General features: G+C 69.0%; 16 protein-coding genes. 9 read left to right on the top strand and 7 right to left on the bottom strand.

What is annotated here, in order from left to right; all coding sequences use genetic code 11:
- Positions 1–72 precede the first annotated feature (72 nt).
- The 4 genes from FA90_RS14470 to FA90_RS14455 all read right to left on the bottom strand — a co-directional run bounded on the left by FA90_RS14470 (position 73) and on the right by FA90_RS14455 (position 5,127).
- A complete protein-coding gene (locus tag FA90_RS14470; RefSeq protein WP_036169810.1) occupies positions 73–1,338 on the bottom strand; it encodes a glucan 1,4-alpha-maltotetraohydrolase domain-containing protein in 1,266 nt (421 codons plus the stop codon).
- A gap of 269 nt (positions 1,339–1,607) precedes the next feature.
- Positions 1,608–3,065, bottom strand: coding sequence for a serine hydrolase (locus FA90_RS14465; RefSeq protein ID WP_051971804.1), 1,458 nt, complete (start codon positions 3,063–3,065; stop codon positions 1,608–1,610).
- Between the two features lie 98 nt (positions 3,066–3,163).
- A complete protein-coding gene (locus FA90_RS14460) occupies positions 3,164–4,003 on the bottom strand; it encodes a phytanoyl-CoA dioxygenase family protein (RefSeq protein WP_036169808.1) in 840 nt (279 codons plus the stop codon).
- A gap of 44 nt (positions 4,004–4,047) precedes the next feature.
- Positions 4,048–5,127: a hypothetical protein gene (locus FA90_RS14455; protein ID WP_036169805.1), complete on the bottom strand. Its 1,080-nt coding sequence runs from the start codon at positions 5,125–5,127 to the stop codon at positions 4,048–4,050.
- Positions 5,128–5,249: 122 nt separating this feature from the next.
- Here FA90_RS14455 and FA90_RS14450 point away from each other — a divergent pair, with 122 nt between their 5' ends.
- The 9 genes from FA90_RS14450 to FA90_RS14410 all read left to right on the top strand — a co-directional run bounded on the left by FA90_RS14450 (position 5,250) and on the right by FA90_RS14410 (position 17,538).
- Complete coding sequence (locus FA90_RS14450) at positions 5,250–5,750, top strand: DUF3828 domain-containing protein (protein WP_036169803.1); 501 nt, start codon at positions 5,250–5,252, stop codon at positions 5,748–5,750.
- 101 nt (positions 5,751–5,851) lie between these two features.
- Positions 5,852–7,372: a hypothetical protein gene (locus FA90_RS14445; RefSeq protein ID WP_036169801.1), complete on the top strand. Its 1,521-nt coding sequence runs from the start codon at positions 5,852–5,854 to the stop codon at positions 7,370–7,372.
- A gap of 8 nt (positions 7,373–7,380) precedes the next feature.
- Positions 7,381–8,859: a hypothetical protein gene (locus tag FA90_RS14440; RefSeq protein WP_051972189.1), complete on the top strand. Its 1,479-nt coding sequence runs from the start codon at positions 7,381–7,383 to the stop codon at positions 8,857–8,859.
- Positions 8,860–8,893: 34 nt separating this feature from the next.
- The gene (locus tag FA90_RS14435; RefSeq protein WP_036169799.1) at positions 8,894–9,373 is read left to right on the top strand and encodes a hypothetical protein; all 480 of its coding nucleotides are present in this window, start codon (positions 8,894–8,896) and stop codon (positions 9,371–9,373) included.
- 21 nt (positions 9,374–9,394) lie between these two features.
- Positions 9,395–13,153 carry a tubulin-like doman-containing protein gene (locus FA90_RS14430; protein WP_036169796.1) on the top strand — a complete coding sequence of 1,253 codons (3,759 nt, stop codon included), beginning with the start codon at positions 9,395–9,397 and terminating at the stop codon, positions 13,151–13,153.
- 195 nt (positions 13,154–13,348) lie between these two features.
- A complete protein-coding gene (locus FA90_RS26500) occupies positions 13,349–14,245 on the top strand; it encodes a hypothetical protein (RefSeq protein ID WP_051971803.1) in 897 nt (298 codons plus the stop codon).
- Between the two features lie 52 nt (positions 14,246–14,297).
- Positions 14,298–15,752 carry a metallophosphoesterase gene (locus FA90_RS14420; RefSeq protein ID WP_081933860.1) on the top strand — a complete coding sequence of 485 codons (1,455 nt, stop codon included), beginning with the start codon at positions 14,298–14,300 and terminating at the stop codon, positions 15,750–15,752.
- Between the two features lie 13 nt (positions 15,753–15,765).
- On the top strand, positions 15,766–17,112 hold the full coding sequence (locus tag FA90_RS14415) for a cytochrome-c peroxidase (protein WP_051971801.1): 1,347 nt from the start codon (positions 15,766–15,768) through the stop codon (positions 17,110–17,112).
- Positions 17,113–17,205: 93 nt separating this feature from the next.
- Positions 17,206–17,538 carry a hypothetical protein gene (locus FA90_RS14410; protein ID WP_156116710.1) on the top strand — a complete coding sequence of 111 codons (333 nt, stop codon included), beginning with the start codon at positions 17,206–17,208 and terminating at the stop codon, positions 17,536–17,538.
- An 80-nt stretch (positions 17,539–17,618) separates the two neighbouring features.
- Here FA90_RS14410 and FA90_RS14405 read toward each other — a convergent pair whose 3' ends face one another.
- The 3 genes from FA90_RS14405 to FA90_RS14395 form a co-directional block, all read right to left on the bottom strand.
- Positions 17,619–19,691, bottom strand: a complete 2,073-nt coding sequence (locus FA90_RS14405; RefSeq protein ID WP_036169794.1) for a diguanylate cyclase — start codon at positions 19,689–19,691, stop codon at positions 17,619–17,621.
- Positions 19,692–19,895: 204 nt separating this feature from the next.
- A complete protein-coding gene (locus FA90_RS14400; protein WP_036169792.1) occupies positions 19,896–21,698 on the bottom strand; it encodes an ABC transporter ATP-binding protein in 1,803 nt (600 codons plus the stop codon).
- Entirely contained in the window at positions 21,688–23,439 is a 1,752-nt protein-coding gene (locus tag FA90_RS14395) for an ABC transporter transmembrane domain-containing protein (RefSeq protein WP_036169790.1), read from the bottom strand. The genes FA90_RS14400 and FA90_RS14395 overlap by 11 nt, the downstream gene beginning before the upstream one ends.
- Positions 23,440–23,519: the final 80 nt, after the last annotated feature.

Genomic DNA, 23,519 nt, shown 5'->3' with positions numbered 1-23,519 from the left:
GGGCGCCCCCGGCTTCGTCAGCTACCGCGACGCATGCGCGCGGGCGTGACGTTTTGAAACGTCATCTCATGATTACTTCATCCAGACCGCGTAGTTGTTGCCCGAGGTCTGCAGGGTCCAGCCGCTGCCCGGGCTCCAGCTGTTCGGGCCGATCTTCATCGCCAGCTGGTGCGTGCCGCCGGTGACGATGGCCGCGTACAGGCCCTGCTGCGCCGACTGGATGGCCACCGCAGACGTCGAGGTCACGCCGGCCGCCTTGCGGGCCTTCATCAGCGCCGCGATCTGCGTCTTGAGGTTCCAGTTATAGATGTGCGGGTAGAACACGGTCGGGATGCCCGGGTGGGTCAGGACGTAGGCATAACCTTCCATGACCGAGCCGCAGGGCACAGGCCACAGGTTCTGGCCGCTGCCGCAGCTCTCGGCCGGGCCGGTGTCGTGGTTGTCGACGAAGGTCACCATCATCGCCGGCCACCAGCCGATGCCGCCCTGCGGCTTGCCGTCGGTGGCTTTCAGGCGCCAGTAGTTGCCGTTGGCGAGGGCGTCGTTGAGCAGGCCCTTGGTGGTGAAGTCGAAGGTGCCGCAGGCGTTGCCGTTGGCGTTGATCCAGTTCATCAGGCCCTGGCGGTGGGCGTCGATGTTGTTCAGGTCGAGCGAATCCCACAGCTCGCCGACGCAGAAGTCGGGCGCAAAGGCGTTCGCATACTGGCCGACGTAGCTCGCGCTGAAGCCTTTCACGTAGTCGAAGCGCAAGCCGGTAAAGCCGACCTGCTTGATGGTGGAATTGAGCCAGGTCTTGATGCCGTTCTGGACTTCGCCGACGTTGGTGTGGTCGAGGTCGCGCCCGCCCGAGAAGCCGTCGCCGGTGTCGGCGTTGCCCAGGCCGCAGTTGCACTCGTCGCCCTTGGCGATGGTGTACGTGGTCCAGTTCGGGTTGGTGAAGTCGGACCAGCCTGTGGTGCCAACGCGGTGGTTGACGACGATGTCGGCGATCGACTGCACCCCCTTGCTCCTGAACGCGCTGACCACGTTGGTCAGTTCGGCCGAGCTGCCGTAGTTCGAGTTGAGCACGTTCAGCTGGCGCGGCAGGTAGCCCTGCGACGCGCCGGAATCCGATGGCGGCGGGAACCAGACATGGGTGAAGCCCATGCCGGCCAGGTCGCCGACGTTGGCCATCAGGGTGTTGTACCAGTCCGGATTGGCGTAGCTGGACGAATTCCAGTGGAAGCCCTGCAGCATGATGGCGGAACTGCCGCCGTTCTGCTGGGTGGGCGTGGCGGCCTGGGCCGCGGACGTCATCATGCCTGCCGCGAGCAGGGCGGAAAGTAGGATCTTCTTCATTTTGTCTCCGATGTTGTACGGGTAAGGTCCCGGGCCAGCAGCGGAGTCGTGCAAAGATTACCGACTGCTCAGCCAGGTACTTTTACTACGTGTCGAGCCGTCATTGTGGTTGTTTCCTCGTGCTCGACAGGAGGATTGTTGAGCATGCGTATTTTTGTGTCAATCGGATTTGAGATCTGTGTGTAGTTTTAATACGCCGACCTTGATCGACGACAAGCCCGGGCGCGCGCGGCCCGGGCCGCGCCGGGTGCCGTGCGGGCAGGCGGGGTTCAGGGATGGGCGCCGCCGCTCGCGCGCGTGAACTGCACGTCGTAGGGGCCGGACAGCAAACGGCCGCTGTCGCCGCCCTTGTCCATGCGCAGTTCGAGCTCGCGCGAGGTCACGAAGAACACACTCGGCGACGCCGCGTACAAGGGTTCGAAGGCGCTGCCGCGCGCCGAGAACATCAGCTGGCCCTCGTGCAGGGCGATCTCGAAGTCGCCCAGGCCTTCAATCGCGTAGCGGCCGGCCAAGGCGGCGCGCCTGGCCGGGGCCAGCGCCACCGTCTTGCGCAGTACGGTCTGGTGGCCGGGCCATCGGTACTCCGCGGCGATGGCGCGCATGACGCCGTGGGCCAGCTCGCCGCCCTGGTCGCCGTTGGTCATCACGACCGCGCCGTCGCCGTGGCCCGTGAAGGCGTACAGCGAATTCTGGTAGCCGGCATTGCTGCCGCCATGGCCGAAGGACAGGCTGTCGCCCTTGCCTTCGACCTCGAAGCCGAGCGCATAGCCATTCTTCACCGGCTGCAGCATGGCGCGCGCCAGCCTAGGGGACAGCAGCTTGCTGTGTCCCGCCGCCAGCGCCTGCACGCCGAGCGCGAAGCGCGCCAGGTCGCTCGGCGTGGTCCACAGGCCGGCCGCCGCCAGTTCCGGGTAGACGTAGGCGCCGCCGTTGTACGGCTTGCCCTCCTCGTCGTGGGGCAGGGCGGCGCGCGCCGCCAGCGCCTGCGGCAGCGGCTGGGCAAAGCTGCTGTCGTTCATGCCCAGCGGCGCCAGGACGGCGTCGTGCATCAGATCGGCGAAGGGTTTGCCGCCGCGGTCGATCAGCGCCTGCTGGACGACGGCGTAGCCGCCGCCCGAGTAGCGCCAGATGCTGCCCGGCGGCGTGTCGATGCGTATCGGCTTGGTGTTGGCCGGCGGTGTCCCGTCGAGCACCTGCACCAGCGTCGGCAGCGGCGCGTCGGGCGCATAACCGGGAAAGCCGGAGACGGTCGTGCCGGCGGTATGCGACAGCAGCTGGCGCAGCGTCGCATGGCTGCCGGCGGGGCCGGGAGGCAGCTTCCAGCTCGTGAGTTCGCTGTTGATGTCGGCGTCCAGGTCGAGCTGGTGCGCATCGGCCATGCGCAACGCGCCGAGGGCGCTGACCGGCTTGCTGATCGAAGCTGCCTGGAACAGCGTAGCCGGGGTGACGGCCGGGCCGTCTCCGTAAGCCACGCCATAGCCCTTGGCCCAGGCGACCTTGCCGTTGCGGATCACTGCGACGCTGACTCCAGGCACGTGCAGGCGCTGCATCTCGGCTGCCAGCGTGCGCGTGGCCACCGGCTGGCCCTGGATGGCCACGGCCGGGCGCAGGCCTGTCTCGATGCGGTGGACCTCGGCGCCGTCCTGGGCGAACGAAAACGGCGCTGGCAACAGGGCGGCCAGCAGCAGGGCCAGGCCGGTTCGACGAAACGGGAATGCTGACTGCATGGATGCCCCCCATAGTGGTTGCTGATCAGTCAACCATTATGGATGGGGGCGATTTGGCTGGCAATAAAAAGCTGTCGTGACAAGCGTACGTTCACCGCTCATTCAAACCCACGCACCGGCAGGCTGGCATCGCGCTGGATCCAGTTGCGCGGCGAGTACGTGGTGCGCCCATCGGTCGCGTGCAGCGTGAACGCATGACGCGACACCGGCGAGCGGTTCGGCGCGCTGTAGTGCGGCAGCAGGCCATGGAAGCACACCAGGCTGCCTGCCTTGGCTTCGAGCGGCACGGCGCCGCCGTCGTCCGGCCAGGGCGTCGCATCCAGCTTTTCCATCGCGATCGCATCGCCGTCGCGCAGGAAGCGTTCTCGCAGCGGGCCGCGATGGCCGCCCGGTTCGACCCACAGGCAGCCGTTGTCGACCGTGGCGTCTTCCAGCGCGAACCAGAAGGTGGTCACGCTGATCGGGGTGGAATCGAAGAAGGTCGCATCCTGGTGCCAGCGCACCTCGCCGCCGATGCCGGGCTGCTTGAAGATGTACATCGACTGCCAGATCTGCGGCTGCTCCAGTCCCAGATCGCGCGCCACCGCCGCCAGCTTCGGATCGCGCGTGAAGGCTTCGAAGACCGGGTCGAGGTCGTGCATCGCGTGGCCGATCTTGTTGATCGACAGGGCCTTGGCCTGTTTCAGCTGGCCGTGCTCATCAAACGCTTCTTCCTCGAAAAAGCAGCGCACCGTGTTGTCCGAGCCGAGAAACCAGGCGTCGCTGGCGCGGGCCTGGTCGCGCGTGGTGAAAATCGCGCGCGATTCGTTCGGGTCGAAGGCCTCGACGATCTCGCCCGCGCGCGCGCGCAGGCGCGCGATGGCCTCGAACGGTTTGAAGCCGGGGATGACGATGTAGCCGTCGCGCTGGTACTGGTCGCGTTGTTCCTGGGTGAGCATGGCGGGGTCCGAAAAAGTGACCCGGCTATTGTATGCCGGCCTTGTCAGCCAGTCACGGTCCAGGCCCCACCGGCATACACGCGTTCGTCGTCCAGGTACACCGCATCGGTGACCGCGAACACGTCGATGTGGTAGCGCGCATCCTTGCGCTTGAAGCCGGGCTTGGCGTACACGCCGTGCTTGGCGCCCAGCGACAGGTGAATCCCGCACATGCGCTCGTAGGTGCCGATGTCGTCGACGCGGCGCTCGCGCGTGAAGGCGCGGTTCATGCCGAAGCCGAGTTCGCGCACCCAGACCTCGCCCTCGTCGCGGCGGATGATGGCCAGCACCTCGTCGAACTCGGGCGTCGAATCGATCGCCTCGACCACGCGTCCGCGTTCGATCACGATCGTGATCGGCTTTTCCGGACGATTGACCAGGTAGGACGTGTCGCCGAACACGTGGATCAGCGCGCGTCCGCCGACCGCTTCCAGGTCGGTCGCTTCGGTGAACACTTCGCCGATCGGGAACTGGCCGCCGACGTTGTTCATCGCGCCGTAGTCGCCGACGTTCAGCTTGGCCGATTCCAGCGGCGCGTCGAAGCGCAGTACGGTTTCGATACCATTCGCGCTGCCGCGCACCTCGGCCCGTCGGGCGCGGTCGATACGCGCCTTGAGGGCATGGCCGACGCCGCGGAAGTAGGCCGGGTCGTAGGCCAGCGATTCGATGTAGTGCTCGCCCTGCGCGCCCGGCATGCGCGACAGGTGCACGTGCTCGATCACCTTCAGCCCCAGCTTGAACAGCTCGACGCGCAGGCGAAAGCCGTCGAGGCGGAAGTTGCTCGACTGGACCAGCGCCACCAGGTCGTGCGGCGCCAGCGTCTTGAACAGGGCCAGCACCTGGTCCGGCGTGACGGCGTCGAAATCGACGAACTCGGCGTCTTGCGGCAGGTTGCGCCGATAGGCCTCGGTCAGCGCGCGCGCCAGGCCGGTGCGGGTGTCGTACACGACCAGCGCGCGCCGGCCGGGACCGTGTTCGAGCGCGATCGCGAGCACGTCGCGCAGATGGGCGGTGGCGGCGTCGATGGCGCAGGCGGGCAGCTCAGCGGTGGACAGCTCAGCGGTGGACAGGTCGGAGGCGGTCATGGCAGGTCGGATGGGAGGGCAACCCGGCATTATACGTCGCTCCGGGCGGCCGGCCGCCCCTTGCGGCAGCTCAGCGACGGCAGGCAGGCTTTGCTGCACAGTTGGGTTGTCAGGAGCGCATCATGTTGATTCTTAAGGGAAATTTTATAAAACTCATAGTCTGGCTGGGCCTGTTTCTGGTCTGCCAGTTCGCCTCCCGCGCCGAGGCGGCCCCGCAGCGCGCGCCGGACGTGGTCGCCGCCGAGTTCTACGGCTGGTACCTGGACGCGCTGAGCGCCGACCAGGACCCGCTCAGCGACCGCTACGCCATCTTCACCCGCTACGTGGCCAGGCCGCTGGCGGCCCGGCTGGTCGAGCGCCTGAAGAGCGGGCGTCCGCCCGAGAGCGACTACTTCATCCAGTCCGGCGGCTACCGCCAGGCGTGGCTGCGCGGCGTGCAGGCCAGGCTGGTGCGCCGGCAAGGTGCGAGCGCCGAGGTGCAGGTCACGCTGGGCCAGGAAGAGCGGACGATGCGCGTGCTGGCGCTGACCATGGTGCTCGAGGATGGCGTCTGGAAGATCCGCACCGTGGGACTCGCGGGAAATGACGTCTTCAAAAGTTCCGCTGAACAGCCTGTTATTTGATCCGCAAAGGATTGCCCAGCAGTCCTTTCGTGAACGGCGCGCCGTGGCCCGGACCGTAGCGTTATGCTTCCAAAAGCACAACAAGACGACACCGGAGCGAGATGGCATACCGATGGGAAACGCCGGCCAGCGTCTGGCTGGAAGACGAGCAGGACGATCAACGCGGCGCGCCAGCCGGCGGTCCGCGCACCGGGCAATTCAGCCTGGCCGCGACCGAAGGCCTGGGCCGCATCGACTGGGGCGCGCAGCAACGCGCGCGCCTGGCCGACGTCGCGCACCTGCTCGGCGCATCGCTGCCCACGGCGTGCGAACACGCGCCCATCTATCCCGAAGGTTTCGCCTTTTGCCCCGAGTGCGGGCAGCCGCTCGAACGCCTGGCCGGCCTGCGCGAGCGCCTGCCCGACTGGTGGGGATCCTTCGTCGACCAGGCCTTGCCGCGCCACGTGCCGCACGGCTTGCCGGTGACTTCGCTGGCACTGGGCGACAGCATCGAGGAGCGCCCGGCCGCGCCCGAGATCGGCCGCACCGACACCTCGATGCCGACGCCGCCCAACGCCCACTGCGTGTTCGCCGCCGCCAGCTACGGCTTCCAGGAGCAGCGCCTGCTGGCCCTGGCCCCGGGGCGCGGCGCGCTGCAGTACTGGGATCCGCTGGCCGGATCGTGGCACGTGCTGGTGCCGGAAGAGGGCGCGGCCGACCTCAGCTTCAGCACATCGGCGTATGGCTGGCTGCCGGAAACCGAGCCGCGCCGCGGCGAAGTCGCCTTGCTGCCGACCGCGCGCGGCCTGTGCCGGCTGTGGATCAACCCGGTCTCGGAAACCTGGCGCACCGAGACCATTCTCGCAGCCAGCATGGTCGCCGCGCCCGGCAGCATGCGCCGCCACGTCGCCTGCCTGGTGCGCGGCGACGCCGGCCAGGTCAAGCTGTGCACGCTGCTGCCCGACCTGACCCTGGCGCGCGAAGACGAGTGCGGCGCGCTGCCGCTGTCCGGCTGGAGCCGGCCGATCGGCTACGACGGCCGCCTGCACTGGCTGCACGACGCCGGCCAGCTGCTGTGGCGCCCCGGCGAGGCGCCACGCTGGCTGCCCTGGCCCGACACCTGGCTGCCGCGCCTCGATTTCGGCGGCCCGACCCTGAGCCGCGACGGCCGCATGTGGCTGATCGGGCATGACGGCCAGTCCTACGCCTTCCTCGAACTCGGCGTCGACAATCCGCAGCGCGAGCGCATCGACGGCGCACGCCTGGGCTTTGCCAACCTGCTGTTCCGGCGCGGCCACCCGGTGGTCGACGAACCCTGGTCAGGCGAGCATGTGGAGGACCAGCAGGAAGACGATGCGCTGGTGCTGCCGCTGCTGCGCAGCTTCAACAACAACCGCAGCCAGCCGAGCGGGCTGGTGCTGCGCTTCCACAAGTACACCGGCCGCGCCGAGGACGCGCTGGCCAACCGCGTGATCGCCCGCACCACGGTGGAGTGGATCGGCCGGCGCAACGTGATCCTCGACGAGATCGCGCGCCTGGCGCGGCCGCTCGACTGCGTGCCGTTCGTGTACGCCAACCGCCTGTGGCTGCACCACCCCGATTGGAACCGGATTCGCGGCTGGGACCTGGAAGCGCTGACGTGAGGCGCGCCGTGCTCCGCCTCCTGCTGTGCGTGCTGTTCCTGTGCGGGGCGGCGCGGGCGTTCGCCATCCCGCAAGTCGTCCTGGTGCAGAACTCGGGCTGGATGGAACCGTTTTATACCGACCCGAACTCGGCCCTCAAGCCGCTGGTGACCGAACTGGTGTCGAACGTGGTCCAGGGCGGCGACGCGCTGGTGCTGGCCTCGTTCAACCAGTCGCTGCCCGGCGCGCCATCGCCGCACGGCTTGCTGTCCGAGCAGGTCGACGCCGCCACCGTGCACGCCCACGTGCAAAAGGCGCTGGCCGGGCTCGACACCGCGCGCAAACCGAACGGCGCTGCGCTGGCCGACACCGACCTCGGCGAAGCCGTCAACGCGGCCGTGAACGGCGTCCTGCGGGGCAAGCCCGGCATCGTCTGGCTGGTCACCAACAACCGCAACAGCCCGAACAACGACCAGGCCACGGCAGCGCGCAACCGCGAGTTCTACGAACTGATCCACCGCGGCGCGGCGATCGACGAGGCGCTCGCCTTCCCGCTGCGCATGCCGGTGGCGGGCGCGCATTACCGCGCCAACGGGCTGATGGTGTATGCCTTCGCGGTCGGGCGCGAGGGCGCGCGCGCGCTCGACGGCTTGATCGCCGGCGGACGCGTGCGGCGCGTAATCACCGAGCCGCCGGCGCGCCTGAAGCCGCTCGACCGCGACACCGTGCGCCTGGTGCCGCGCCGCGTCGAGAACGCGCCCGGGGTCGAGTTCTCGATGGACCGCAGCGGCCTGCTGCACGCCGACGTCGCGCCCGATGCGCGCGCGCCCAGCGCCACGATCCGCTGGCACCTGGAGAACACGATCTACCCTTACACCATCCTTGATGCCACACTCAGCGCGAGCTCGACGCTGGCCGGCGAAACGCGTCCGATCGCGCTGCAAGGCACCGCGGTGCGCCAGCTCGCGCCCGGCCGCGCCGAGCCGCTGGCCTCGAACATGCCGCTGCCGGTCGCCCAGCTGCCGGGCAAATGGTCGCTGGCGGCGCTCAAGTCGGCCGGCTCGGCCTACGTGCTGCCGGGGCGCATCGACGTGCACCTGCAGGGCCAGCACCTGGCCTTGTCGCAAGCTTTCCGCGAACGCATGGCCGCGCTGTTCCCGGGCGACCCGTTGCCCGACATCTTCACGCCACCAAGTGAGATCCGCGCCTCGACCGCCAGCCTGCCGCTCGAGGTCAGCGTGCATTACGGCGCCGGCCCGCTGGTGCTGCTGATCGGCGCACTGGCGGCGCTGCTGGCCGCGGGTGTCGGCGCCGCCTGGGCCTACGCGCGTCCGCGCCAGGCCTGGGTCACGGTCGAGGACGAGCCGCGCAGCGTGCGCACGCGCGCGGGCGCGACCCAGCCGATTTACGACAAGGCGGGCCAGCAGGTGGCCCGTCTCAAGACAACCCTGTTCGGCCACCAGCTGATCGACCTGCGCGAAGGCGCGCAGGTACGGCTGGGGCGCTGAATCGATAGCCGACACGCCGCCCAAGAGGACACGAATGCCAAGCCCACAGACCCAGCCCAGCACGCCGAACCAGACGGCGCCCACCGACCCGGGCTTCAAGCTGCCCGGCCAGGTGCAGACCACGCCCGATCCGGCGCTGCCCAAGACCACCCCCGACACGGCGACCCAGCCGGTCGAGATCGCGCCCGGCGGCATGACCAACACCGGCGCCGCGCCGCTGCGCGACACTTCGACGCGCGACCTGGCGATCGGCGGAACCATCTTCGTGGTCCTGCTGGTCATCTATTTTTTCGTGCGTAACGCCTACGTGCATCACCTGGTGGTGCGGCGCGTGGCGCCGTCGTCGGCCGGCAGCGCGGGCTGGCTGCTGTTCGTCGGCCTCGGCTTCGTGTCGGCCGCGGTCGTGCTGGCGATCGTCAATGCGGCGCGCTACCTGACGCTGGCGATCACCGGGCCGCTGGTCGCGGTCGGGCTGATCGCCTTGATCGCGGCTTTTTTCATTGGCCGCCGCTAAAACCGATAACGAAAGACCATCATGGCAGATTTTCCCGATCCCGCGACCCTGCACCAGGACACCCTCGGCCGGTCCGAACTGAAGGTCGACCTGCGCCCGACGCTGTTCATCGGCGCCGGCGGCACCGGCATGGAAGTGATGATGCGCATCCGCCGGCGCATCCTGGCGGCGGTGTGGAACCGCAATCACCCGACCCGCGTCGAATCGCTGGCCGACTTCCCGGTCGCCCGCTTCCTGCACTTCGACCTGGACAGCCACGCCATCATCGACGAGGGCAAGTCGCAGCGCACCGATCCCTGGTTCGAGCTGGTGAAACTGAGCGACGAAGAACGCCTGGTCGAGCCGCTCGACCTGCCGCAGTACCACGAGTCCGACGACAGCCTGGCGCGTTTCCCGCTGATCGAAAACTGGATGCCGCTGCGGCCCAAGAAACTGCGCTCGCTCGGCATCGATCCGTCCAAGGGCGCGGGCCAGATCCGCGCGCTGGCGCGCCTGTACCTGTACGACAAATACCCCAAGCTGAGGGGACGCATCAAGGGTGCGCTGAATTTCCTGGGCAGTAACGCCGGCATCGAGCGCAAGGAAAACTACCAGCGCCTCGGCCTGCAGGTCGACACCTCCAAATTCCGCATCGTCGTGATCGCGTCCTGCGCCGGCGGCACCGGGGCCGGCAGCGCGATCGACCTGGGCTGGATCGCCAAGGCCATCGCCCAGCAGGAAGTCTCGGCCAGCCAGGTCGACCTGGTGATGTTCATGCCGACCGGTTACGCCAAGGCCAACAAGGAACGCACCGAAGCCAACGCCTACGCCACGCTGATGGAACTCGAGACGGCGATGCGCGACATGAACGCGCAGGTGCGCTGGATGGATCCGGACAGCGTGGTCGGGCGCGGCGCGCCGTTCGACGACGTGTATTTCGTCGACACCGCCAACCTCGCCAACAAGGCGACCATGGACGTCAAGGACGTCTACCAGATGGTGGCCGACACGCTGTTCGAGGATTTTGCCTCCGCCGATTTCGCCAACCGCAAGCGCTCGGTCGCGGTCAACCAGCAGCAGCACAAGCTCGGCCCCTACAACCCGCGCGTGCCGGAAGCGCGCTTCGGCGACATGCGCCTGTCCTACTCGAAGGTCTACTCCGCCTTCGGCCAGGCCGTGCTCGACACCCAGCAAAGCCTGCGCGACGACATCCGCGCCTACGAGCTGGCGGGGCTGATGGTCAAGGCCTTCTTCGGCATGGCCGGCAGCGATGGCGTCGGAGTCGGCAACACGGCGCGGCGCGCCGGCGACGCCGAACGCGACGCCTTCATGCGCGACCAGCTGGCGATGGGTGAACACCCGTTTGCCGAGTTCCCCGACTTCCGCAAAGGCACGGTCGACGTCACGCCGTTCAACGAGTATGCGCTCACCGATGCGCTGCTGATGGACCGCGACGGACGCTCGCTGCTGGAACGCGTCGAGAGCAAGGTGCAGCTCGAGATCGACCGCATCATGGCCTCGTACGACCTCAAGTTGTGGCGCGAGAAGGTGGTCGAGCTGCTGCCCAACCTCGAGCGCGATGCGATCCGCGAAGCCGGCGCCACCGCCGAAACCAGCGAAGACCGCATCAAACGCCACACCGGCGAATTGCTGGCCCAGCTGCGCCTGAACGTGCGCGGCCGGCTGTACATGCTGCTCGACGACCGCAAGCAGGGCGGCCTCGAATTCGTGCTGTCGCTGCTCGAGCAGGTCAAGGCGCGTCTGGCCCAGCGCGACATCGCCAGCGCGCAGCGCAACGGCAAGCGCTACCGCGACGTGCGCGATGCGCTGCGCACGCGCCAGGTCGAGGAATCGCTGAATCACCTGTCGCAGGCCGCCGGGCGCCTGTTCGGCAAGGACGCGCAGGCGCGCGAGGTGATGAACCACCTGAAGCGCGACATCGCCGACTTCCTGCGTTTCCACCTGCTGGCGGTGGCGGCGGGGCAGTCGATCGAGGTGATGCAGTCGATGTCCGGCTGGCTGGGTGATCCGCTCAGCGTCGACGAGCACGGCCAGGCGCAGTGGAGCGGCATCGCCGGCGAGTTCCAGGAAGGGCGCCGCGCGGTGCAGGCGATGCTGGCGGCCGCCGACCAGCGTATCGGCCAGCTGCGCTCGGACGCGCGCGTCGAGCACGCGACCACGATCAAGCTCGGCGCCGACACGCTGCCCGAGCCGCCCAAGCTCACGGGCGACGTCAGCGGCTGGGCGGAAGAGGTGATGGTCGAATTCGGCGGCTCGGCGCGCCTGTTCCAGCAGCTCGGTGACGAGCGCCTGCGCGCCGACCTGCTGCTCAAGCTGTTCCGCCGCGCGCAGCTGCAGCTGGCCGCCGGGCGCGCGGCCGGCGGCAATGCACAGGCGAGCAATGCGCCGTCGCAGGACCCGCTGCTGGAGCGTCTCAACGCCATGTCGCCGCAGGAGCGCCACCGCGTGTTCAGCGAATGGATCCGCAGCAGCATGCCCTGGATTAACGCGCGCTTCTCGGCCGAGTTCACGCCCAGCGCCGACCAGTTCAAGTGTTTTGTGGGCGTGGGTGACCCGGCCGCCTGGCGCAAGCTGGAGCCGGAGATCCGCGCCGCGGTCCCGACCGGCTACTTCCAGGGCGACGCGGTGGCCATCGTCAACACCGGCGTCGCCGGCAGGGCGGTGTGCTACATCGAGCTGTCCGGCTACCCGATGACGGTGCTGCGCGGCCTGCCGACCTGGCGCGCCTCGTACCAGATCGAGAACCCCAAGATCCCGACCCACCTGCACTTCGATTCGACCCGGTTCCGTCACCCGATCTCGCCGTCGATGGACGAACTGAACCGCCTGGCCGACGACTACGAATGGTTCCTCTCGGCGATCGCGCTCGGCGTGGTGCGGCGCAAGCAGGACGCGGGCGACCGTGAAGCGGCGTTCCAGCCGCGCGGGCAGTACCTGTTCGAAGTCGAGCCGGGTTCGGGCGAATGGCTCCAGATCGGCAACGAGTACGCGATCCGCTCGAACGGGCTGCCGCCATACTACCGCGAGCAGGTGATCGCCGCCGTGCAGCAGCGCTTGAAAGCCATGGGGCCGTACCGCTTCGCGCTGCTGGCCGCGCTGATGCGCCACTACCAGCTGCGCGTGTACGAGCCGCGCCTGGAAGTCGACGAGACCGGCGCCCAGCTGCCGTCGCCGTCGCTGCCCAACATCACCGCGCGCCGCCTGTACGAGCAATGGATGCGGCGCGCCACCGCGCTCGATCCGAATCTGTCGCCGGCCCAGGTCGAGGCCGCGTTGGCGCAACTGGACGCCTGGAGCGAGAGCGTGCCCGATTCGGCCAGCGACGCTTATCAGTGGGAAGTCGAGCGCCCGGTCGACAAGCGCGTGATCCGCGCCGAATTCCTGGCCTCGGACGCACGTGCGGCGTCGGCGCTGGAGCGGCGCACGCATGCGAATGGTGCGCCGCTGCAGGGGGCGGCCGCGGCAGCTTCAGGCGCGGCGACGGAGGCGGGAACACCGGTCGCTGCGCTCGGTCCGGCCACCTTCCTGGTCGGCGCCACGCCGATCGCGGCGCGCTACAAGCTGTTCGTCGGCGGCGCCCAGCGCGGGCCGTTCGCGCTCGAAGAGGTGCTGCAGCAGCTGATGCGCGGCGAGATCGACGCCGCCACGCGCATCTGGAACATGGCCTGGAATCCGCGCCAGGACAAGTGGAAGACGGTCGGCGAGATGCCCGAACTGGCCGCGGCGTTCGACACCGCGATTCCCGATCCGGACGACGGCAGCGTCCCGGACCCGGAATAAGGGAGCGCCGTGCAAGAGGATACGATCTACCGCTGCGTCAACCCGGCCTGCGCGCGCCTGATGCCGCGCCCGGTGAAATTCTGCCCCTGGTGCGGCACGGCCCAGGCCACGGGGCAGGCGCCGGCGCGCGATGAGGGACCGGCTGCGGCTGGTTCAACGACTGCTTCAATGGCAGCTTCAACGGCGGCGGCTGCGATGGCTGCAACGACTGCTTCAACCGCGGCGGCAACGGCGGCGGCGGCGGCGCGGGAGGCGGTCGCACCGGCCGGCATGCGTGGTGCCAGCGGGCGCGAAAGCTGGTCGGACGCGCCCGTCGCGCCGCCATCCACAGGCATCGGCGCGGAGCGGGGGCCGGCCGAGCGCGAGGCCGCCCGCACCGACTCGGCCGCAGCGACCGCAGCAGCCGGCACCGCCGCCGCGCGCGCCGGCCTCGCGGGCGCGGACACGCGCGCAGGCGCCGGCACGGACGCGCGCTCGGGCGCTCAGGCAGGCGCTCAGGCAGGCGCAGGCGCAGGCGCACGCCCGGACGCGCAGGCGCGCGCGCGTGGCGGCCTGGGCACGCTGTTCGGCCATGGCGCACGCACCCCGGACGCGCAGCCGGGCGAGAGCGTGCCGCGCCCGCCGATCCCGCCGCGTCCGGCCACGCCGCAGCGCACGCCGATCCGGCTGCGCTGGTGGCTGCTGGTGCTGCTGATCCTGTGGGGCGTGTGGATGGTGGCGCGGCCCAACTCGGGCAGGAAGATCGAGCAGCGCATCGACCATGCGATCGCGCTGGCGCAGGAATGCAAGGCGCGCGACGCCCAGAACGAACTGATCGCCCTGCGCAAGACGCGCGCGACCGATGCCCAGCTGGAGCGCCTGCAGACGGCGCTGAACGAGGGCGCCGCAGCCTGCACGCGCAAGCGTCAACGCGACAAAGCGTGGCAGGATGCCAGCAGCAGCGCCGAGGCGGCCCTGGCCGAGCAGAACCCCGATCGTGCGCGGGCGCGCCTGCAAGCCTTCACGCGCCGCTGGGGCGAGGACGAACGCGCGCGTGCGCTGCGTTCGCGCATCGACGACGCGAGCCATCCGCTGGCGGCGCCGGAAGGGTAAGGGCGGGCGCGTCACGATCCGGTCATATTGTCGCCGTATCGTATTTGTCTCGATGACAAGACGAAGGATGCAAGCCATGACCGGATTCGACAGGCGCCCGCTCGCCGCTTTTGCCCTGCCGCTGCTCGTCGCGCCACTGGCCGCGCTGCTGGCCAGCTGCGGCACGCCCAGCGACGACGAAGCCAGCAAGGACGCCTATCTGCAGTACCGCTGGGTGGTCATGGGCGACGGCGGCACGCCGTTGGCGCGCGTCGCGACCCGCTATGCGAGCTGCCCGATGATCGGCATCGACGGCACCGTCACGCGCATGAGCCTGCGCGCCGCCGCCGGCACCGCGGCGCAGCGCACGACCGCCAGCGCCGCCGCCGATTCCAAGCCGTCGGCGTTTCCGGTCAACGTCTGCGAAGCGTCGCTGCCGGCCGGCGCCAGGCAGGTGGTGATCGGCACCCAGGCATTGCCGCTGCCGAAGGCCGATCCGCAGCGCATCCTGATCCTGGCCGACACCGGCTGCCGCCTCAAGAAAGCCGACAATGCCTACCAGTCGTGCAACGACGGCGACGCCTGGCCGCTGGCGCAGATCGCCACGACCGCGGCCAGGATGCAGCCCGACCTGGTGCTGCACATCGGCGACTACCACTACCGCGAAAACGCCTGCCCGTCCGACATCGCCGGCTGCCAGGGCACGCCGTGGGGCTATGGCTGGGATACCTGGGAAGCCGACCTGTTCAAACCGGCCGCGCCGCTGATGGCGGCCGCCCCGTGGATCGTCGTGCGCGGCAACCACGAGGAATGCGCGCGCGCCGGCCAGGGCTGGTTCCGCTTCCTCGACACCCAACCCTACGGCGCCCAGCGCAGCTGCGACGACCCGGCCAACGACAACGCCGCCAACTACAGCGCGCCGTACGCGGTCCCGCTGGGCAGCGACACCCAGGTCATCGTGTTCGATTCGGCCAAGGCCGGCAAGGCGGCGCTGCCGACCAGCGATCCGCAGTTCAAGGCTTACCAGGACGAGTTCAAGACCGTGGCGAAGCTGGCCGCGAAAGCCAGGATCACCAGCCTGTTCGTCAACCACCACCCGATCCTCGGCTACACGCCGGTGGCGGGCGCCGCGCCGCAGGGCGGCAATGCGGCACTGCTGTCGGTGATGCAGAACGTGAACCCGAGCGCATACTACCCGGCCGGCGTGGCGCTGGCGCTGCACGGCCACGTGCACGACTTTCAGGCGCTGAACTTCAGCTCGAACCATCCGGCGACGCTCGTGAGCGGCAACGGCGGCGACAACCTGGACGTCGCGCTGCCGGATCCGTTCCCGGCGAGCGTCGGCCCGGCGCCGGGCGTGACCGTCGACCGCGTCACGCACAGCAGCACCTTCGGCTTCATGATGATGGAGCGCAGCGGCACCAGCTGGACCTACAAGGCCTACACCCGGGCCGGCAAGCTGATGGCGACCTGCGCACTGTCGAACAACCACCTGAACTGTGACAAGACGGGCTTCCTGGCCGGCTGAGCGGCACCCACGCATGCTCGCGCACACGCGCGTGTGGACGCGCGCGGCCACGGCGGCCCTGGGCATGGCCATTGCCTGCGCCTGGGCCGCCGACCTGCGCCCGGCCCCCGGCGCCGGTGTGCCCGCCGCCGCAGCCACTGCCACCACTGCCACCATCGGCACGACCGCCCAGCTGGCCGCGATGCCGGCGACGCCGGCGCCGTTCCAGCCATCGCCGGCGCGCGCCGCGCTGGGCCGGCAAGTGTTCTACGACGCGCGCCTGTCGGAGCCGGCCGGCACCAGCTGCGCCGCCTGCCACGATCCGCACCAGGGCTTCGCCGGCAACCACGGCTCGACCCTCGGCGTGGCGCTCGGCAGCCGGCCCGGCAGCTTTGGCACGCGCAACGTGCCGTCGGCTCTTTACGCGGCCTACGTGCCGCGCCTGTTCTTCTACCAGGACGACGACGCCCCGGCGCCGATCCCGTTCGGCGGCTTGTTCGCCGACGGCCGCGCCGACACGGTCGCCGAGCTGGTGCGGCGTCCGCTGCTCGATCCGCTCGAAATGCACAACCTCTCCGCGGACGCCATCGCGCGCAAGCTGCGCAACGCGCCGTACGCGGACGGCTTGCGCAAGGAGTTCGGCCCCGCCTCGCTGCAAACCACGGCCGGCGCCATGGCCGCGCTCGGGGCCGCGATGGAAGCCTTCTTGCAGAGCCGCGAAATGGCGCCGTTTTCCTCGCGCTACGACGCCTGGGTGCAGGGCAAGGGGCGCCTGTCCGAGCAGGAACTGCGAGGGCTGAAGCTGTTCAAGGACCCGGACCGCGGCAACTGCGCCAGCTGCCACCGGTTCAACGAGACCGCGCGCAATCCGGCCCGTTCGATGTTCACCGACTTCGGCTACGACGCCATCGGCGCACCGCGCAACGCCGCCATCCCTGCCAACCGCGACCCGCGCCACGTCGACGAGGGCCTGTGCGCCACTGCCGCCGCCAGGCGCTGGCCGGACAGCGCGCAATGGTGCGGCTATTTCCGCACGCCCAGCCTGCGCAACGTGGCGGCGCGCGAGCGCTACATGCACAACGGCGTGTTTGCCGACCTGCGCGATGCCGTCGCGTTCTATGCCACCCGCACGATCGAACCGCGCCGCTGGTACCGCGGCGGCCGCGTGTTCGACGACGTCGCACCCGCCCATCGCGCCAACGTCAACGTCGCGACCCTGCCGCTGAACCGCCGCCAGGGCATGCAGCCGGCGCTCGGCGAGCAAGACATCGACGCCATCCTGGCTTTCCTGCAAACCCTCACCGATGCGCCGTTCGAGGAGGCCGCGCAACGCAATATGGCGGCCCAGGCGGCGCATCGCACGGCGCAGGCGCGGCGCTGAGGGTACGTCAAACGTCCGCGCGCAAAGCACGCTCAGGTGTATATTTGACAATAAACGGAGGTAACCAAAGCGTCAATGCAAAGGAGGATAGCCATGAACACGAATCGGAGAACGGCCGGCGTATTGTTGGCCGTCTGCGTCGCCACCTTGAGCGCTTGCGGCCAGTCGGGAAGCACGACCGGCAGCATCGGCCAGAACGGCATCGGGCCGGCCCAGCAAGCCGGTAAGGCGCTCGACGACGCCGGGGCCAAGGCCACGGCCAAGGTGCAGGAGGAAGTCGGCAAGGCCGACGCCGCGGCGCGCCAGGCGCGCGACGCCGTGCCGAACGCGGTCGAGCAGGCGCGCACCAACCTGAATCAGGTCACCGACAAGGTCGGACAGAAGGTCGAGGAAGCGGGCGCCAAAATGCGCGAGTCCGCCAAATAAAAGAAAGCAAACCGTAAAGCGGAGGGTCTCGAGAAAGCGTAGCCAGCGGCAGGGCAACGCGCAGTCGCTTTATCGAGATCCTAGGAGACCATGCGCAGCTCTGGCTGCGGACCCATGACGATCGACAGTTCGACGTGTCCGGCGCGCCAGGCCGCTTCGATGTCGTGCTCGATCTCGTTCATCGAGGCGCCGTCGGCGCCGTCGAAGCTGCGCACGCCGTAGGCGCGGTTGCGGCCATGGCCCTTGGCCAGGTACAGCGCCATGTCGACGATATTGACCGCGCGCTCCCATGACACGATCTCGGCGCCCGGCGCCAGCGGGAAGGGCGCGAAGCCGATCGAGACCTGGGCCGACAAGGTGGCGCCCTGGTAGTCGATGGTGCGCGCGGGGATGCCGTTCAGCAGACGGCGCGCCACCTCGTCCAGGCTGGCGCGCGGGACCGCCGGCAGGAAGGCCAGGAATTCCTCGCCACCCCAGCGCACGATCATGTCGGTCTCGCGCAGGATGTCGCGCAGGGCGGCGGCGATCTCGCGCAGCACGGCGTCGCCGGCGCCGTGGCCATAGGTGTCGTTGATGTGCTTGAAGTGGTCGACGTCGAGCAGGTACAGTGCGCTGACGGTGTCGTCGCCGGCGGCGCGGCCGGCATTGCCGCGCCGTTCGCCGTCCTGGCGGCCGCGCATGAATTCCTGGAAGTGGCGGCGGTTGTACAGCGCCGTCAGCGGGTCGCGCACGCTCTGCTGCTTGAGTTCCTGGTTCTTTTCCTCGAGCTGGGCGTTGGCATGGCGCACCTTGCGGTACAGCAGGCCGACGATCGCCGAGGCCAGGCCGAACACCACCGCCAGCAGCCACCAGACGCGCTGCTGCAGGCGGCGGTTGTCGATCTCGGTCGACTTCACCTGGTTTTCCTGGCGCAGCAATTCGATCTGGCGCTGCTTCTTGTCGGCTTCGTACTTTTCCTGCAGTTCGAGCATCGCCTTCTGGCGGCGCCTCTCGAACATCTCGTTCGACAGCTTGCGCTCGCGGTGGTAGGCGGCCAGCGCCCCGCTCAGGTCGCCGGCTTTTTCGAGCGACTCGCCGTATTCGATCAGCACGTTCAGCAGGTCGGGCTTCTTGCCGGCTTTTTCGAACCAGGCCAGGCCGGCCTCCATGTTCGTCTTGCCTTCCGGGATACGGCCCATCGCCAGGTAGACCTCGCCGATGTTCAGGCGCGCCACGCCGGCCAGGCCTTCGTCGTTGAGTTCGTTGGCCCGGGCCAGCGCCTGCTGGGCGTACGACAGGGCGTGGTGATAGTCGCCCAGCTTCAGGTAGACGTCGGACAGGTTGACCAGCGTATCGCCCATCATCGGCCCGGCGCCGACCTTGTGCGCCAGATCGAGCGCCGCCAGCTGCGCCTTGAGCGCGCGTTGCGGCTGTCCGGAGTCGATCGCGAGCGCGTATTCGGTCCCCTTCAGCAGTAGCAGCCGGCCCGGCGATTGCATTGCTTCGGCCACGCGCATGCCCTCGTCGACGGCCTCGAAGCCCTTGGCGTACTCGCGCATCTGGTCGTACAGCTTGCCCAGCGCGCGCAGCGCGATCACCAGCAGCAGCGGGTCGCCGCTCTGGCGCGCCATCAGGGTCGCACCCTGGATCTTGGTGAGCGCGAGCGGCAGGTTGCCGTCCTCGGCGAACGACTCGCCCGACGAGACCTGGGCACGCACGCGCAGGCCGACGTCGCGGCTGGCGCTCAAGAGCTTCTCGGCTTCCCAGATCAGCTGGTGCGATTGCGCCGTTTCGTTCAGGCTGAACAGCGCATAGGCCTTGGCCATCAGCGCGCTCGCCAGGATGTCGTCGTTATGATGCAGGCGGCCGATGGCGATCGCCTGGTCGCACAGGCCGAGCGCCGTGGCGTGCTGGCCGAGGAGGTGCTGGACGTCGCAGGAGGCGATCAGGAAGTCGGCCTGCTCGGCCGGCGTGCCGCGCCGTGCCTCGGCTTGCAGCCGGTCGAGCACCGGCACGGCGCGCTGCGGCGAGACCCGGGCCATCTCCCTGAGTTCGGAGAAGCGCTGGTGCGACGGGAGATCCTGGGCAGCGGCAGCGCCGAATGCCAGCCAAAGCGCCGCCAGCAGCGCATGGCTGCGGCGGGGTTGCGAAGCGCGGATTAGGCTTGCCAACATAGATCCCCAGGGAGGTGTTCGTCATCCCATGTGAGGGACTATGACCGAACATTATAGGCCCGTTGCTGGGGAGAAAGGCATGTCTTTAGCGCTTTTATGCGGAAAAGACACAAAGTTTCGGATTACTAAACCGAGGGTTTGATTCTTGCAAAGACTTTGAACGTGTTTACGATTACAAATCGAGACATTTCTGTCGGGATAGCCTCAAACCGCAATCTGCTGCAACAGGTACAGGCGCTGGTACAGGCCGCCCTCGATGCGCATCAGGTCGTCGTGGCTGCCGGATTCGCTGATGCGGCCGTGGTTCAGCACCACGATGCGGTCGGCGTCGCGGATGGTCGAGAGCCGGTGTGCGATGGCGATGATGGTCACCTTGCCGCGCAGGTCGACCAGCGCCTGCTGCACGATCTGCTCGGTGGCGCTGTCGATGCGCGAGGTGGCTTCGTCCAGCAGCAGGATGCGCGGCTGGCCGGCCAGCGCGCGGGCGATCGCGATCAGCTGCTTCTGGCCGGACGACAGGCGCGAGCCGCCTTCGCCCAGCGGCGTCTCGTAGCCCTGTTCGAGCGCGGCGATGAAGTCGTGCGCGTGCGCGGCGCGCGCGGCGGCCTCGATCTGCTCGCGCGGCAGGCCGCGTCCCATGTCGATGTTTTCACGCGCCGACGCCGCCAGCAGGAAGGGATCCTGCGGCACCAGGCCGACTTCGTTGCGGAAGCGCTCGTTGCCGATCGCGCCCAGCGCTTCGCCGAACAGCTCGATGCTGCCTTGTTCGAAACCGTAGTAGCGCAGCAGCAGCGACAGCAGGGTCGACTTGCCGCTGCCGGTGTGGCCGACGATGCCGAAGAAAGCGCCCTGCGGGATGTCGAGCGAGACGTGGTGCAGCACGGTCTGGCCGGGCACGTAGGCGAACGACAGGTCGCGCACGCGCACGGCGGGTGCATCCGCATCCGGGCGCGCCGGCGTATCGGCCGGGCGGCCGCCGCTGCCACTGCGCTTGCCGTGCTCGGGCGCCTGCCCCTCGTCGAGCAGGTGCGCCACGCGCGCGGTCGCGACCACGGCCTGCTGCAGGCCCGAAAACTGCATCGTGATCTGGATCAGCGGCTCGACCACGCGCGCGATGTAGCTGATGAAGGCGTACAGCACGCCGACTTCGACCCCGCTCATGCTGCGCTGGCCGAAGCTGAAGATCACCACCGCCAGCAGCACCACGTTGAGGAAGTCGAGCGCGGGGCGCAACAGGAAAGCGTTGGCGCGCAGCTCGGCCACGCGCGCGGTGTAGTGCTCCTGGTTGGTGGCGCCAAAGCGCGCGCCGAAGCGCTGCTGGGCATTGTTCGCCTGCAGCACGCTCATGCCGCCGATCGATTCCGCCATCTGTGCGTTGATGTCGCTGCGCAGCGCGCGTGCGCGCGTGACCGCGGGCGCCGACAGGCGCTGGTACAGCCAGACGATGCCGAGCACCGCCGGCACCAGCGTCAGCACGATCAGCATCAGGCGCCAGTCGAGCCACGCCATCGCGATCGAGGTCCCGACCAGCACGATGCCGCTGTCGAGGATCACGAACAGCACCTGGATGTACAGGGTCTTGACCGCCTCGGTGTCGTTGGTGACGCGGCTGACCAGCTGGCCGGTGATGGCGCGGTCGAAAAACGCCATCGGCAGGCGCAGCACGTGCCCGTACACCCATTCGCGCAGGCGCTGCACCGAGCGCATCGCCAGGCCGGACAGGCGCACCAGCTGCAAAAAGCGCAGCCACGACGCGGCCCAGCCGAACACGATCACGCCACCCAGCAGCCAGGCCATGCGCGGCCAGTCGAGGCGGTGCGGCAGCAGGTGTTCGTCGATCAGCTTCTTGCCCAGCAGCGGCCCGAGCACTTCCAGGCCGGCCGCGATGACCAGCCACAGCACGGCCCAGTACAGGTGGGTGCGGTCCGGATGGGCGGCGCGGCGCAGCAGGCCGGCGGCTTGCGAGACTTGCGCGCGGTCGGTTTTGATAGTCGGATCAGACGGCATCCAGGCTCGCCTCCAGTTGTTGATAGCGCCACTGGCTGGCGTACCAGCCGTCCAGCGCCAGCAGGTCGTCATGGCTGCCGCATTCGCTGACGCGGCCGTCGCGCAGCACGACGATCAGGTCGGCCTTGACCACGGCCGACAGCCGATGGCTGGCGATGATGGCCGACAGTTCGGGGCGGGTGCGGCGCAGTTCGTCGAAGTGTTCGAGGATGCGCGTCTCGGTGCCGGTGTCGACCGCCGACAGCGCATCGTCGAGCAGCAGCAGGCTGCTGTGCGCCAGCAGCGAACGCGCGATCGCCACGCGCTGGCGCTGGCCGCCGGAGAGGGTGATGCCCTTTTCGCCGACGGGCGTGTCGTAGCCCTCGGGGAAGCGCAGGATGTCGTCGTGGATGTCGGCCATGCGCGCCGCCTGCTCGACCTCCGCGCGCGTCGCGCCCGGGCGCGCGAGGGCGATGTTCTCGGCGATCGAGGCCGAGAACAGGAACGATTCCTGCGGCACCCAGCTGATCGCGCCGCGCAGGGTGGCGAGGGCGTATTCGTCGAGCGCATGCCCGCCCCAGGTGACGCGGCCGTGCTGCGGCGTGGCCTGGCGCAGCAGCACGCGCAGCAGCGTCGACTTGCCGGCGCCGGTCGGGCCGACCAGGCCCAGGGTCTGGCCCGGCTGCAGGCGCACCGTCACGCGTTCGAGAGCCGGCTGGGTCTGGCCGGTATAAGTAAAGCTGACGTCCTGCAGCGCCAGCACGCCGCGCGCCAGGTGCTCGAGCGTGCCGCGGTCGTCGATGGTGAGCGGGGCGTCGAGCAGCGGCTGCAGGCGCGCCAGCGCGGCGCGTCCGCGTTCGATCAGCGACAGCACCCAGCCGGCCGCGAACATCGGCCAGATCAGCTGGCCGAGGTACATCGTGAAACTGGTCAACATGCCGATCGTGATCTGGCCCTGCCACACCAGGTAGCCGCCCAGGCCGAGCGTCAGGCCGGTGGCGGCGGTGAGCGTCAGGCCGACCGCCGGTTCGTAGGCCGCTTCCCATTTCTGGGCGGCGAGGCTGGATTCTGATGCGTCGGCGGCGAGCTGGGCGAACTGCGCCGCGCTGCGCGCCTCCAGGCCGAGCGCGCGCAGCGTGCGCACGCCGGACAAGGACTCTTGCACGTGGTCGTTCAAGGCCGAGAAACGATTCAGGGCATCGCCGGCGGCGACGTGGATGTGGCTCGAGATGCGCCAGAACGCCAGCGCCATCAGCGGGAAGGGCAGCAGGGCGATGAGGGTCAGGCGCCAGTCGACGCCGAGGAACATCACGCCCAGCACCATGATCAGCGTCAGGCTGCCGTCGAAGCCGGCCAGCATCGCTTCGCCCGCGGCCTGCTCGATCGCGTCGATGTCGTTGGTGGCCAGCGCCATCAGGTCGCCGGTGCGCTGGCGCTGGTAGAACGCCGGGCCCTGCATCGACAGCCGTTCATACAGTTTGGTGCGCAGCTCGACGCCGAGGCGGTAGGAAGCCGAATACAGGCGCAGGCGCCAGGCCACGCGCAAGCCGTAGATGGCCAGGCCGAGGCCGAGCAGCTCGAGCAGCTGGACCATCAGGTCGTGCCCGCCGAGGCGGTGCGCCGCCAGGCCGTCGATCATTGCCCCGACCTTGCGCGGCACCAGCACCGAGCACAAGGCCACGCCGGCCAGCATCACCGCCGACGACCCATACGAACGCCAATGGCGGCGCACGAAGCCGCCGATCAGACTTGCCAACCCCATCGAACTGTCCTGTTCTCGGCACTAAAACCAAAAGCGGAAAAAGAAAAGCGGGCCGCAGCCCGCTGTTGAACATTCTAGCA

Origin of the sequence: Massilia sp. 9096 (genome assembly GCF_000745265.1) — a bacterium.
Classification (GTDB): domain Bacteria; phylum Pseudomonadota; class Gammaproteobacteria; order Burkholderiales; family Burkholderiaceae_D; genus Telluria.
This window is presented reverse-complemented; position numbering and strand designations above follow the sequence as displayed.

Excerpts from the sequence above, each read along its gene's own strand:
- FA90_RS14470 (WP_036169810.1), bottom strand. The coding sequence starts at position 1,338 with ATGAAGAAGATCCTACTTTCCGCCCTGCTCGCGGCAGGCATGATGACG.
- FA90_RS14465 (WP_051971804.1), bottom strand. The coding sequence starts at position 3,065 with ATGCAGTCAGCATTCCCGTTTCGTCGAACCGGCCTGGCCCTGCTGCTG.
- FA90_RS14460 (WP_036169808.1), bottom strand. The coding sequence starts at position 4,003 with ATGCTCACCCAGGAACAACGCGACCAGTACCAGCGCGACGGCTACATC.
- FA90_RS14455 (WP_036169805.1), bottom strand. The coding sequence starts at position 5,127 with ATGACCGCCTCCGACCTGTCCACCGCTGAGCTGTCCACCGCTGAGCTG.
- FA90_RS14450 (WP_036169803.1), top strand. The coding sequence starts at position 5,250 with ATGTTGATTCTTAAGGGAAATTTTATAAAACTCATAGTCTGGCTGGGC.
- FA90_RS14445 (WP_036169801.1), top strand. The coding sequence starts at position 5,852 with ATGGCATACCGATGGGAAACGCCGGCCAGCGTCTGGCTGGAAGACGAG.
- FA90_RS14435 (WP_036169799.1), top strand. The coding sequence starts at position 8,894 with ATGCCAAGCCCACAGACCCAGCCCAGCACGCCGAACCAGACGGCGCCC.
- FA90_RS14430 (WP_036169796.1), top strand. The coding sequence starts at position 9,395 with ATGGCAGATTTTCCCGATCCCGCGACCCTGCACCAGGACACCCTCGGC.
- FA90_RS26500 (WP_051971803.1), top strand. The coding sequence starts at position 13,349 with ATGGCTGCAACGACTGCTTCAACCGCGGCGGCAACGGCGGCGGCGGCG.
- FA90_RS14420 (WP_081933860.1), top strand. The coding sequence starts at position 14,298 with ATGACAAGACGAAGGATGCAAGCCATGACCGGATTCGACAGGCGCCCG.
- FA90_RS14415 (WP_051971801.1), top strand. The coding sequence starts at position 15,766 with ATGCTCGCGCACACGCGCGTGTGGACGCGCGCGGCCACGGCGGCCCTG.
- FA90_RS14410 (WP_156116710.1), top strand. The coding sequence starts at position 17,206 with ATGAACACGAATCGGAGAACGGCCGGCGTATTGTTGGCCGTCTGCGTC.
- FA90_RS14405 (WP_036169794.1), bottom strand. The coding sequence starts at position 19,691 with ATGTTGGCAAGCCTAATCCGCGCTTCGCAACCCCGCCGCAGCCATGCG.
- FA90_RS14400 (WP_036169792.1), bottom strand. The coding sequence starts at position 21,698 with ATGCCGTCTGATCCGACTATCAAAACCGACCGCGCGCAAGTCTCGCAA.
- FA90_RS14395 (WP_036169790.1), bottom strand. The coding sequence starts at position 23,439 with ATGGGGTTGGCAAGTCTGATCGGCGGCTTCGTGCGCCGCCATTGGCGT.